The 12,634-nt window shown below is 64.8% G+C and carries 12 protein-coding genes; 4 read left to right on the plus strand and 8 right to left on the minus strand.

All coding sequences use genetic code 11. From position 1 onward, the window contains the following. The first annotated feature begins 32 nt into the window (after positions 1-32). Both J2X62_RS09525 and J2X62_RS09530 read left to right on the plus strand, forming a co-directional pair. Entirely contained in the window at positions 33-1,064 is a 1,032-nt protein-coding gene (locus tag J2X62_RS09525; RefSeq protein WP_230593068.1) for an amidohydrolase family protein, read from the plus strand. Between the two features lie 31 nt (positions 1,065-1,095). Next, positions 1,096-1,479, plus strand: a complete 384-nt coding sequence (locus J2X62_RS09530; RefSeq protein ID WP_256983338.1) for a WhiB family transcriptional regulator — start codon at positions 1,096-1,098, stop codon at positions 1,477-1,479. On the opposite strand, the gene J2X62_RS09535 is transcribed toward J2X62_RS09530, so the two are convergent. Then, positions 1,448-2,200, minus strand: coding sequence for a MerR family transcriptional regulator (locus tag J2X62_RS09535; protein WP_032367256.1), 753 nt, complete (start codon positions 2,198-2,200; stop codon positions 1,448-1,450). The genes J2X62_RS09530 and J2X62_RS09535 overlap by 32 nt on opposite strands. A 110-nt stretch (positions 2,201-2,310) precedes the next feature. Beyond that, a complete protein-coding gene (locus J2X62_RS09540) occupies positions 2,311-3,516 on the minus strand; it encodes a lipase family protein (RefSeq protein WP_032366712.1) in 1,206 nt (401 codons plus the stop codon). 156 nt (positions 3,517-3,672) lie between these two features. On the opposite strand from J2X62_RS09540, the gene J2X62_RS09545 reads away from it, so the two are divergent. Next, positions 3,673-5,226 (plus strand): succinic semialdehyde dehydrogenase, encoded by a 1,554-nt coding sequence (locus tag J2X62_RS09545; RefSeq protein WP_027494877.1) that lies wholly within the window; start codon positions 3,673-3,675, stop codon positions 5,224-5,226. Between the two features lie 74 nt (positions 5,227-5,300). On the opposite strand, the gene J2X62_RS09550 is transcribed toward J2X62_RS09545, so the two are convergent. Continuing rightward, positions 5,301-7,361, minus strand: coding sequence for an MDR family MFS transporter (locus J2X62_RS09550; protein WP_287453754.1), 2,061 nt, complete (start codon positions 7,359-7,361; stop codon positions 5,301-5,303). A 3-nt stretch (positions 7,362-7,364) separates the two neighbouring features. After that, complete coding sequence (locus J2X62_RS09555) at positions 7,365-7,850, minus strand: MarR family winged helix-turn-helix transcriptional regulator (protein WP_032366715.1); 486 nt, start codon at positions 7,848-7,850, stop codon at positions 7,365-7,367. Positions 7,851-8,076: 226 nt separating this feature from the next. Between J2X62_RS09555 and J2X62_RS09560 the strand changes: the two genes are divergently transcribed. Further along, complete coding sequence (locus J2X62_RS09560) at positions 8,077-8,427, plus strand: VOC family protein (RefSeq protein WP_032391160.1); 351 nt, start codon at positions 8,077-8,079, stop codon at positions 8,425-8,427. A 2-nt stretch (positions 8,428-8,429) separates the two neighbouring features. Here J2X62_RS09560 and J2X62_RS09565 read toward each other — a convergent pair whose 3' ends face one another. The 4 genes from J2X62_RS09565 to J2X62_RS09580 all read right to left on the minus strand — a co-directional run bounded on the left by J2X62_RS09565 (position 8,430) and on the right by J2X62_RS09580 (position 12,581). Further along, positions 8,430-9,545, minus strand: a complete 1,116-nt coding sequence (locus J2X62_RS09565) for a TDT family transporter (protein WP_310179943.1) — start codon at positions 9,543-9,545, stop codon at positions 8,430-8,432. Positions 9,546-9,613: 68 nt separating this feature from the next. Continuing rightward, complete coding sequence (locus tag J2X62_RS09570) at positions 9,614-10,522, minus strand: LysR family transcriptional regulator (protein ID WP_310179945.1); 909 nt, start codon at positions 10,520-10,522, stop codon at positions 9,614-9,616. A gap of 24 nt (positions 10,523-10,546) precedes the next feature. After that, complete coding sequence (locus J2X62_RS09575) at positions 10,547-11,422, minus strand: GIY-YIG nuclease family protein (RefSeq protein ID WP_222073964.1); 876 nt, start codon at positions 11,420-11,422, stop codon at positions 10,547-10,549. Continuing rightward, complete coding sequence (locus tag J2X62_RS09580; RefSeq protein ID WP_027494869.1) at positions 11,391-12,581, minus strand: DNA cytosine methyltransferase; 1,191 nt, start codon at positions 12,579-12,581, stop codon at positions 11,391-11,393. The genes J2X62_RS09575 and J2X62_RS09580 overlap by 32 nt, the downstream gene beginning before the upstream one ends. Positions 12,582-12,634 lie beyond the last annotated feature (53 nt).

The following is a 12,634-nucleotide window of genomic DNA, read 5'->3' on the forward strand; positions in this document are numbered from 1 at the left end:
ACCGGGTGGTGTCGACGACAAGGACGTAGATCGTGATCGACCGCAGAACCTTGCTCGGCGCGCTCGGTGCAGCCACGCTCTCGGGCGTCGCCCTGTCCGCAGCGACCGCGTCGGCGTCACCGAAGCCTGCCGCCGGGGGAGTAGTGGACGTGCACTCGCACATGGTCCCCGACTTCTACCTGCGGGAAGCGCTCGCGTCCGGCATCGTCTTTCCCGACGGCATGCCGAAGTGGCCGTCCTGGTCGGTGACCGAGCATCTGCAGATGATGGACCGGTGTGGGATCGACAGGGCGATCCTGTCCGTGTCGAGCCCAGGGGTGCACTTCGGGGACGACGGTAAGGCTGCCGATCTGGCCCGACGGGTCAATGACTTCGGAGCCGGAGTTGTCCAGGGTCAGCCACGCCTCGGTTTCTTTGCGTCGCTGCCCCTTCCGAACGTCGTCGACTCGACGGTCGAGGCCATTCGGGCTCTCGATCAGCTCGGTGCCGACGGGGTCACCGTGATGTCGAACGCCGGCGGCATGTATCTCGGCAACGCCATGCTTACGCCGTTGCTCGCGGCGCTCGATGCGCGGTCGGCGGTGGTCTTCGTGCATCCCACCTCACCGCCGAATGCAGCTGCGGTAGAGCTCGGTAGGCCCGCTCCGATGGTCGAATTCCTTTTCGACACAGCACGAACGGTCGTCGACTTGATTCTGCTGGGCGTGGTCGATCGGTTCCCTCACATCCGTTGGGTGTTCACTCATGGCGGCGGAGTGCTGCCGCTGTTGGCAGATCGGGTCGACTTCTTCCGGACGCAGGTCGGTCTCGGTACCCCGTCGACGCCGAATGTACTGCAGCGCTTGTGGTTCGACCTCGCCGGTACGCCGGTTCCGCGGCAGCTGCCGGCGTTGCTCTCGACGGTCGGGCCCGATCGTCTGGTGTACGGCAGCGACTACTGCTTCACGCCGATCGCCGCTGTGCAAGAACAACTGCGATTACTCGACGCCGGTGCCGCGGACGGTGGACTGGAGAACTGGCGCGCCGTCACATCCGGCAATGCCCGCAGTCTCCTCGGTGTCTGATCCATACGAGAGTTCGATGAAAAGACAAGCAATGCAACCTATCTCTGACCACTGGGATTGGCAGATGAATGCCGCCTGCCGCTCGATGCCGGTCTCGATGTTCTACCCGCCCCTGGGGCTGCGGGGATACTCGCTGAGAAATCTCGAACGGCAGGCGAAGCTCGTGTGCGACCGATGCCCCGTCGTCACGCGGTGCCTGCAGCATGCGTTGGACACCGACGAACGGCACGGTGTGTGGGGCGGATCGACCGCACACGAGCGGTCCGCGATGGCCCGCGTCAACCCTGACGAGCAGCGTTCGCCCGGATATCTACGCCCCGGGTCGGAATCCGCACCCCCTGCAGGAGGCGCGGATTCCGAAAAGGGGTGCGGATCGAGACGAGTCAGCCCTGACGAGCGGCGTTCGCGACGATGACGTCACGGAGATACTGCGCCAAACCGTCGGCGATACCGTTGTAGTGCTTGGCAAATCGCTCGTCGGCGATGTACATCTCCGCCAGGTTCACCTGCATCTCGTAACCGCAGTCGTAGTACCGCTCGATCGACGCGCGATGACGCTCGGCCAGTACCCCGGCTTCGGGGGAATTCGGCGACACACCCCGCTGCATCGCGGCAGCGAGATCGGCTTCGAGGAGGTCCGTCTCTTCCTTGACGGCCTTCCAATCGTCCTTGGTGAACGACGCCGTACGCTGCTGCGACTGCTTCCACTCGTCGGTTTCGCCCCAGCGCTGCTCGGCCTCCTCAGCGTATTCCTCGCCGGTCCAGTTGTCGCCGAAGATCTCTCGCTGCTCCTCGGGAGTCAATTGCATACCCATCTTCTTCGCCTCCATCATCTTGTCCACGGCCGCAGCCATTGCGTGCAAGTGATCGATCCGCTCATTCAACAACTCTCGCTGCCGCCGCAGATGCGCCATGGCATCGACCGCCGGGTCGTCGAGCAACGCTGCAATGACCTCGAGCGGGAACCCGAGCTCGCGGTAGGTCAATACCTGATGCAGCCGTTCGACATCGGCCGATGAATACGTCCGATAGCCCTTGGGAGTTCTCCCCGACGGCACCACCAACGCGATCTCGTCGTAGTGATGCAGCGTTCTGACGCTGACACCCACCAACTTCGAGACCGCGCCGACCTGCATGCCGACCTGGACGTCAACCGAACTGTTCGCGGACGAATCACTCACGAAGGACACTGTGCTGCCTCCCGTGGCGTGAGGGTCAAGACGAAAAAACGATTCGTTATGGACCTCTAGCGAATCACACGTTCGCAACCCGAGGTGGGTACTCCGGCCAGTCGTTGCGCCAGCCAGTCGTAGGCACCGGGACGGCCGTTGGTCTGGGCCTGTGAATGGTCGCCGGGCACCTCTTCCAGATGTACCGACGCTCCCGCTGCACACCACTGATCCTGCACTGCCTCGGCACCTTCTTTGGGAATGAGGAAGTCCTGCAGGCCCTGGTAGATGTACACCGGCGCGTCCGGCTTCGTCTGGCCCATGCGGTTTTCCTCGACGACGGCCGTGGTGATCGGATGCGCGAAGACGTCCGGGACGTTGGAGAGATTTCGCTGGTCCAACAGCAGTAGTCCGCTGTAGGACAACACATCCACGCATTGATCCTTCTGCGCCAGCGCCAGTCGCTTGCCGTTGTCGTTGGCGAGCTGCCGCATCTCCGGGTACTCCCGGGACAGTCCGATCGTCGCCGCAGTGAACAAGCCCGATCCGATCTGGCCGTTGAGCGACGTCTGCAGAATCTTGTAATCGGTCGGCGGGCCGCCGAACGCGACTCCGGCGATGTTCAGCTCGGGTGCGTACTCGGGGGCCAACTGGGCCGCCCAGCCCGAGGCGATCGCACCGCCGGAATATCCGGTGATGCCGATGGGTGCATCCGCGCTCACGCCTGCAGTCCGGGAGGCACGCAGACCGTCGAGCACGGTGTGCCCCGACACGAGACCGGCCGAATATGCCTGACGCGGCCCCTGATAGTCCGTCATCACCACGGTGTAACCGCGGCCGAGGAGGATCCGGACCTGATCGATCTCTTTGTTGTTGCCCCGCGGGAGGGTGTACGACGGCGCGCATTTGTTGCCGAGTGAATCCGTCGCCTCGTTGTATGCGATGACGGGGCGATCTCCACCACCGGTCCACGGCGCAGTGGGAGTCAGCACAGTCGTCGCCGCTGCGATGGGACGATTCTTCGAATCGGTGGAGCGGAAGAGCAATTGGACGGACGAGGCCTCGGGGGTCACCGAGACATCGCGTCGAGCGAGGACAGTGCCGGGCACGAGATTCTCGTATCCCGCCGGCGGATCGAACCACGCATCGCCGAGTGACGTGGGGAGATACGCAGCCGGATCGCTCGGTGGAGCAATGAAATCTTGGACCGGATCTGCCTGCGCAGACCCCGCGAATACCACCATCAGTGCTGCTGCTCCGGCCAGAACTAGTGCCTTGCGCATGGATTCCCCACCCTGTTGCTTCCGAACGCCCCGACGTCGGAGTAGACCACCGCCCATCGTGCCACAGGGCCAGGGAACATCGGCCCTGTGAACTGAGCCGAAGACCAGGTAGGTTGTCTGTTACTCCGAACACTACTCATCAGTAGGGATGCAAAAATGCCTGCTCCGTCCACTGCGACCTTTTCCCGGCTCGCTGATCTCATCGCCATTCCCGACGCGGACTCGCGTCCCACCAAGACGATCACCGAGGTGTTCACCGGTAAGGAGCTGGCGACCATTCCGGTCGGCACGGCTGCAGATGCTCTGGCTGCGATCGCTCGCGTCCGTACCGCTCAGGCGGCCTGGGCCAAGCGTCCGGTCTCCGAGCGCGCAGAGATCTTCCACCGCTACCGCGACCTGGTGCTCGCGCACCGCGACGAGCTCATGGACATGGCGCAGGCCGAGACGGGCAAGTCCCGCGCCGCCGCCCTCGAGGAAGTCCTCGACATCTCGATGACCTCGCGGCACTACGCACGCACGGCCGCCAAGCTGCTGGCCCCGAAGAAGGTCACCGGCATGCTTCCCGTGCTGACCAAGACTCGCGTTCGGTACCAGCCGAAGGGTGTCGTCGGAATCATCTCGCCGTGGAACTACCCGATGACTCTCGCGGTGTCCGACGCCATTCCGGCGCTGCTGGCCGGCAACGGCGTCGTGCTCAAGCCCGACAGCCAGACGCCGTACTGCGCGCTGGCCTGCGTCGAGCTGCTCTACAAGGCCGGTCTGCCCCGCGACCTGTTCGCCGTGGTCCCCGGCCCCGGCTCGGTGGTGGGCACCGCGATCGTCGAGAACACCGAATACGTCATGTTCACCGGCTCCACGGCCACCGGTCAGCTCCTGGCCGAACAGGCGGGGCGTCGACTCATCGGTTTCTCCGCCGAGCTCGGCGGCAAGAACGCCATGATCGTCGCGAAGGGCGCGAACCTGCGGGAAGTATCCGACGCGGCAGTGCGCGCCTGCTTCTCCAACTCCGGTCAGCTCTGCATCTCCATCGAGCGCATCTACGTCGAGAAGTCGATCGCCGCCGAGTTCACCGAGAAGTTCGGCCAGCGGGTACGCAACATGACCGTGGGTGCCGACTACGAGTTCGGCATCGAAATGGGCAGCCTCATCTCCGAGGACCAGATCAAGACGGTCTCGGCGCACGTCGACGACGCCAAGGTCAAGGGCGCGACCGTCGTCGCGGGCGGCAAGGCGCGTCCCGACATCGGCCCGCTGTTCTACGAGCCGACGTTGCTGACGAACGTCACCGAGGACATGGAGTGTGCGGCGACCGAGACCTTCGGGCCGCTGGTGTCGATCTACCCCGTCGCCGACGTCGACGAGGCCATCGCGAAGGCCAACGACACCGACTACGGATTGAACGCGAGTGTCTGGGCCAAGACGAAGGCGCAGGGCGAGGCCATTGCGGCACGTCTGCACGCGGGCACGGTCAACGTCGACGAGGGTTACGCGCCGACCTGGGGCACCACCGGTGCACCGATGGGCGGAATGGGCGTCTCCGGCATGGGCCGTAGGCACGGAAACGAGGGACTGCTCAAGTACACCGAGCCGCAGACCATCGCGACGACCCGCCTGCTCAATCTCGGTGGACCGCGCGGACTTCCGCCGAAGCTGTGGGCAAAGATCATGCCTCCCTTCGTCAAAGCGCTGAAGTACATACCCGGCCGGTAGTAGTCGGCAGGCGAACGAGAAAGGCCCCGCACTCCCTTTCGGGTGTGCGGGGCCTTTCGCTGTTCTGTGGCAGATCAGTTGACGCTGTGGCCGTTCAGTCCGGCGTTGGCGTAGTGATTGTGGCTGTCGGGAATGTGGTTGTCTCCCAACACCCGGGCCACCTGCTGCTCGCTGAGTCCGAGTCGACGAAGTCGCTCGCACACTGCATCGAAGTCGAGCATCTTGGCGTCGAGTTCCTGCTGCAGCTCGATCACCTCGGCGCGAATGGCCTCGGCCTCGTCGAGTGCGGTCAACGTGTCCTCGGGCTGGGGCAGCAGCAGCGTGAGCAGTCGATCACGGGCATCGGTGCTCAGTCCATCGAAGGGACGCTGACCCGGCTGAGCCTCGTGGCGACCTTCGTTGCGACGCTCGAAGCGCCGTTCGTTGCCGTACTGCGCTCCGACGTAATCCTGAGTCGCCCCGAAGGACGGGATCTCGGCGAGCTGTTCCCGACGCTCGGGCTGTGCCTGAGCATCAGCGTCGAGATCGTTCTGGTCCAGATCGGTCTTGTCCAGATCGGCGACGGGTCCCTGCGCCGGTGCCGACGCGATGTCGATCGTCTTGCGCAGCGGGCGGTTCGGGATGAAGACCACTGCGATGAGCGTGACGATCGCAACGAAGCCGGCGATCATGAAGATGCGTCCGGTCGCGTCGCCGTATGCGGTGCGGATGACGCTGACGATCGGAGCAGGCAGTGCCGTGAGGTCGAGCGATCCGCCGCCTCCGGCCGAACCGTCCACACCGAGCTGCGCCAGACCGGCTGCCGACTTCTCGGCGACACGGGTTGCCAGCAGCGAACCGAGAACCGAGACGCCGATCGCTCCGCCGAAGGTACGGAAGAAGGCAACCGTCGACGATGCTGCACCGACGTTCTGCACACTGACCGTGTTCTGCACTGCGAGAACGAGATTCTGCATCAGCATGCCGGTACCGAGACCGACGATGGTGATGAAGATGCCGACCGTCACCAGGCTGGTGGCGTGGTCGATGGTGCCCAGCAGCAGGAATCCGATGACCAGCAAGATGGAGCCGGTGACGATGAACGGCTTCCACTGACCGAACTTGGTGATCAGCTGACCGGAGCCCACGGAGGCGACGAGCATGCCGAATACCAGTGGGATGGACAGCAATCCAGCCTCGGTGGGGGTGTAGCCGCGAGCAGTCTGGAAGTACTGGCCGAGGAACGTGGTGGCTCCGAAGAGGCCGACGCCGACGGCGATGGACGCGATGATGGCCAGGCCGGTGGTGCGCTCGGTGACGATCTTGAGCGGGATGATCGGCGACTTGTGCCGAGCCTCGACGATGATCGTCAGGACGAGCAGCGCAACTCCGCCGCCGACGAGGTACGCGGTCTCACGTGAGATCCAGGCGTAGTAGTCGGCCTTGCCTGCGAACGAAACCCACACGAGGAGAACGGACACGCCTGCGGTCAGCAGAAGTGCGCCGAGCCAGTCGATGGAGACGTTGTCCTTGCGGACGGTCTTGATGTGCAGCGTCTTCTGCAGCAGGCCGAGGGCGATGACAGCGAGCGGCACGCAGACGAAGAAGCACCAGCGCCACCCGAGGGGGCTGTCGACGATGACGCCGCCGAGGATGGGGCCACCGGACATCGATACGGCCATGACGGCACCGGTGTAACCGGAGTAGCGGCCACGATCACGCGGGGAGACGATGGTTCCGATGATGGCGATGACGAGTGCCGTCAGGCCACCCATGCCGATGCCCTGCACCACACGTGCGGCGAGCAGCACCGGAACGTTGTGCGCGAAGCCGGCGATGAGCGAGCCCGCGACGAAGATCAGAATCGAGCTCTGGACCAGGACCTTCTTGTTGAACAGGTCGGCGAGCTTGCCCCAGATGGGCGTCGATGCGGCGTTGGCCAACAGGGCGGTGGTGATGACCCAGGCGTACGCGGTCTGCGAACCCTTCAGGTCACCGATGATGGTCGGCAGAGCGGTCGAGACGATGGTGGTGCTCAGCAGCGCGGTGAACAGCGCGGCCAGCAGACCGGTGAGGGCTTCGAGGATCTGGCGATGCGTCATCGCATCGGGATCGGCGACTGCCTGATTCGGCGGATTCTCCGCGGATGTTGTCATTGGTTATCTCGCAATCAATTCAATGCGGGCCACGTCCTGGTGCTGGGCGTGGGCGTCTTCGGTGAACGTGTCGTTGAGCTTGCGGATGGAATCGAGGGCATCGAGAGCCTCGGTTTCGCTCCACTCGCTCAACATCTCTGCCAGGCGACGAGCTCGCCTGTCCCAAATCTGTTTCAGTCGAGCTTGGCCTTCGTCCGACACGCAGACCCGGGACGCTCTTCTGTCGTCCGGATCGGGGTGCCGATCGATGTAGCCGAGTTCGACGAGGTCCGCGATCTGCCGGCTGAGGGCGGACTGGCTGACGCAGAGCCTGCTGGCGAGGTCGGTCTGTCTGCATTCACCCTCTGTCGCGAGGATGGCCAGAACTCCGGTCAGCGCCTGCGGCAACGGTGAATCCTCGACTCCGGTGGTCACGGCCCGCTTCAGCGTGCGCCCGAAGAGGAAAACCTCTTCGACGAGCGATTCCGCTGTCGTGGATTGAACTGCCATGAGTACTCCAACGCTGAGTTCGATTTACTTGCTGTCTGCAACCATATATATACATACATGCGCTAAGCAAACAATATATCTGTCTGGTGGGTCACAGCGTCGTGGCGAGGTGGGGCCGAGGTGGGGGATCGGCTCCCCCGATCTGGATTCCAGCCTGCGATCGGCGGCACAAATCCGAAACTGGGGAGCCGATCCCGGGCCCAGGGGAGGGCGATACAGTCCGAACATGGACGTTGTGCGCGCGATGCCCCTGCTCACGGTCACCGATCTCGATGCGGCGCTGGACGCGTATGTCCAGGTCACCGGCATGGAGGTGGTGATGAACCACGGTTGGATCGCCACACTTGCGTCACCGGGGGACAGCAACGCGCAACTGAGTCTGATCACCGTCGACCCCACCGGCCCGGTGAATCCGTCGGCGTCTCTCGAAGTGGACGACGTCGACGCGGCCTACCGCGCCGCGGTGGGTGCACATCTCGAGATCGTGTACGAGATCACCAACGAGGAGTGGGGCGTGCGCCGATTCTTCTTCCGAGACGCGGGCGGCAACGTGGTGAACGTGCTCGCGCACATGTGAGATCAGCTGGGCTGCAGCAGGTTTCCTCGCCACACGCCTCGGACAGTTCGAGTGGCGACAGTGATCCAGGCCGTCACGAGCACGACGTACAGGAGTACGGCAAGGGCACGGACCGCGCCGAAATCGAGGGCATTGCCCATCGCGGTCGCTCCGGTGACGCAGGTGCCGATCGGGAACGTGAACGACCACCACGTCAGTGAGAAGCTCATCTTCTTGCGCGCCGCGTGCACGGTCAGGGCAGTGGCCAGTGCGAACATCAGCGCGCCGAATCCGCCCATGATCAGTCCGTAGCCGATCCCGACGACGTGCAGCCCGACGGCGATCGACGACTGCGGACCGGTGAACACCATCGATGCATCGGTGCCGAGCAGGTTCGCCGCCGTGATCGACTGGCCGATCAACCCCAGCGTGATCCAGACCATCGGAGCCGCGTCGACGGACGACAGACCGCCGTGCAGCAGGCGTCCGTAGATCAACGTCATGGTGAGCATTCCGACGATCAGCGACAGCCCGAACATCGCGTAGCACGCGCACAGCAGCGCCAACCGCCACTGGCCGTCGGGCAGATGCGGAAGCAACAACGCTCCGGTCGATGCCGACACCATCGGCGGGACGACGGGCATCAACCACGCCGGCAATGCCGTGACCTGATCCCGGGGACCGGACGTCATCATGCGGAACGGCACGGCAACGCTGGTGAGCAGGCCGGTGACCGTGCCGGCGACCCACAGGACTGCGAACAGTGCCGTGGCCGCCGTGGGACCGATGAGGTCTCCGCCGAGCAGGCCGGCCCCGGCGCCGACGGTGAGCAAGGCCATGGGCGGTGCGCCGTAGAACTGCATCATCACCGGGTGCTGCGCGTAGTCGACTGCGCGTGCGCGGTACCCGGTCCAGTGCCGCACGAAGGCTGCGCCGATCACTGCGAGTGCTGCGGCAGCGAGTACCCATACGACGACGGCGACGACGCGCAACGCAGGGAGGTCGACGGGCAGTGTGGCGGCCGCGGTGGCGACGATGCCGGTTCCCATGACGGCGGCGAACCAGTTGGGGGTGATGTGCTCGACGGTCCGCCTGCGCGACAGCCGGGGTGCATACGAGACGGACTCGAGGACGGTCATGACTTCACTGTGCGCGACGCGGCCCACGTCCGGTAGACAGCAATTCGCTAGCCAGCCATAACTGAAGATTATGACTGGATGGACCCAGCGACCGTCAGAAGTTCCGCGGCCGGGCCGCTGGGCTCACGGCCCGATCGCCAGATCGCGCGCAAGTCTCTGTGCAGGGACAGATCGGGGAGCGGCACTCCGATCAGACTGCCCGCCGCCAGCTCCGTCGCGACGGCCAGTGAACTGAGGACGGCACCGCCGATCCCCGCCGCCACAGCGGACTTGATAGCCGTCGTCGACGACACTTCCAGTAGAGGAGGTGTGGGCGGGCCGAAACCTGCTGCAGCAACCGCACTCTCGTACACGGACCTGGTTCCCGACCCGGCCTCGCGGGTGACCAGCGCCGTCTCGACTACCTGCGCGGTCGACGGTGCAGTGTGTGCCCACGGATGTCCGGGTGCCACGACCAGAACCAGTTCGTCGGTTGCGACGGTACGGTACGTGAGTTCGGCCTGGACACTGGGGTTTTCGATGAACCCCAGGTCTGCGTCTCCGGCGAGCACCGTCGCGGCGACCACCGCCGAATTGCCCGAGCTCAGCGTGGGCACGATCTGGGGCAGCGTCGTGTGCAGTGTGACCAGCCATCTCGGCAGAAGATATTCGGCGACAGTCTGACTGGCCGCGATCTGCAGGTGGCCGATGCGCTCGGCGTGCAGCGTGGCGATCGCCGTCGCCAAGTCCTCGGCCGACCGGACGACCGGCGCTGCCCAACTCGCGACGAGCTCGCCGAACTCCGTCAGCACCGTTCCGCGTGCGCCCCGCTTCAACAACGGCGCTCCGACGCGACGCTCCAGCGCGCGAATGCGAGAACTTGCCGCGGGCTGCGACATGCCGTGGGCGTGTCCGGCACGGCCGATGCTGCCGAGCTCTGCCACCGACAGCAACAGATCGATGCTGGTGAGATCGGCAACGTGAGGGGGAAGCGGCACAGGTCGAGCCTACGGCGACGGGAGTCAGTAGTCGCTGAACAGGTCCAGCTCGGCGTCGGGCTCGGGTAGGTCCTCTGGGTCTTCGGGGTCGTCCGGATCCACGGGATCGCTACGTTCGTGCAGCACCGAACCCACCAGGGCGGTGACGTCGATGGCCGCGGGATCGGGAATGGGGTGACCCTCGACGAAGGCGAGTCGCTCTGCAGACAAATACGCCAGCCGCACCGCCTGCACCACCAGGACGCGTCGCAGACCCTCGGACACCTCGCCGCGCTCGCGAGTGACCGCAGCCAATCGGGAGATGGTCTCCGCGCGTCGCGCGATCCGAATGTCTGGGTGCCCGCGCTCTATTCGGGTCTGCTCGGAAATCAGCGACCGCCGCAGTGACGCAGGCAGAGTGATGGGCTCGGAGACCGGCGGGATCTTCTCGTTCAGAATTGCCTTGTGACGCGACCTGTCGATGGCCTCGAGGTACGCCGTGTACTCGTGGGCGTTCAAGTCTCGTTCGGCGGCGCGGAATTGTTCTGCGCCGTCGGACTTCTTGAGGTCCTCGTACTGCCAGAGCGGCCAGATCTCGATCTCCGCGACCTCGAACACGTCCAGCACTCGCATCGCGACGGCGTCGGTCCGCTGATTGGTCAGATGCCGCTGCACCCGAACGCTGAGCTTCTCCTTGGTCTGCCCCACGTAGATCGGCTCGCCGTCGTAGTCGTAGAACGCATACACGCCCCACTTGGCCGCCGACCAGACGCGCCCTCGATCGTCCTTCTCGCTCAGCACTTCTCGCAGTGCAGCTCGAAAGGACTGCACATCGTCCGCAGGCAGACTGCTCTTGCGCGGCGCGACCGCCGACGCCCGCAGCGAGGACTTACCGTGACTGGACATGCGCAGCAGTCGCATTCGGCGCGATGGAACCGAGTGTCCCGTTCACCAGGGGCATCAGGTAGTGCTCCGCCAGCCACGCGACCACCGGAACGCACACCGCATCACCGAAACCGAAGAGCGCCTGGTTGTTCCGCAGACCGCCGAGCGTGTAGTCGCCGGCGCCCATCAAGCGGGCGTACTCGAGAGGCGTCATCCAGCGCACCTGCAACCGGCCGTGGCCGATCTTGACCACCGCCTGCTTCGACGACCCGCCGCGCGCAGTACGCAGGCAGCCGGAGATGTCGTCGGGGCGGGCCTCCCACACCGCGACGCCATTGCGGGTACGACGGTAGGCGGTACGGTAACTGACCTTGCGCGCCTTCTTCAGAATCTCGATGCGCTGCAACTGAATCGGGGACAACGAGCGTACGAACGCCTCGGTGCGGTCTGCATCCCACCAGCGCTCGTCGCGGTAATCCATCCGCTCGACCAGATCGCCGAGACCACTGGTCAACGGGATCGGCGGGCTGGGTAGTGGAGCCCGATGCGTCGACAGCGTCGAATCGCCGTAGACCGCCTGCAACCAATCCGGACGCAGTTCACTGTTGGGATCGCGGGCATCCTCCGGCGGATGTTGCGCACCGATCAGGAACAGACGAGGACGGGACTGCGGGACGAACCGTCGAGCATCGATGGTGAGGACGTCCACCGAATAGCCGAGTTCGTTGAGCTCACGGACCGCGGCCGCCAGATCGTCGCCCCCATGACTGGTGGCCAGGCCGACGACGTTCTCCAGCGCGACCACCTCGGGTCGGCCGTCACCCATTTCGTCCAACACCCGAGTGAAGTGCCGAAATGTCGAGGAGTTCTTGCCCGCGAGACCGGCCCGGCCCCCGGCCAGAGACAAATCCGTGCACGGAAACGACGCCCAAGCCAACGACAGACCGTCCGGCAGATCGCCGCCGCGCGTGCCGGCAACATCCCCGAGCTGGAAATGGGCCGCGTCGTCACCGAAGTGTTGGCGATACATGTGGTGCTTGTCGCGCTCGATGTCGTTTGCCCAGCACACCTCGAAACCGGCCTGCTCCAAGCCCATTCGCACCAGACCGATACCGGCGAAGAACTCGGCGACCGTGGGAATCCGATCGCGCGCGGACACCGAGGAACCACCCGGCACCACAGTCAACTTCGGCATGCACTCAGGCTAGTACAGAGCCCCGACAGACTCGCTTTCCTGGTCATTCCGCT

It is taken from the genome of Rhodococcus sp. 3258 (assembly GCF_031456475.1).
Taxonomy (GTDB): Bacteria; Actinomycetota; Actinomycetes; order Mycobacteriales; family Mycobacteriaceae; genus Rhodococcoides; species Rhodococcoides fascians.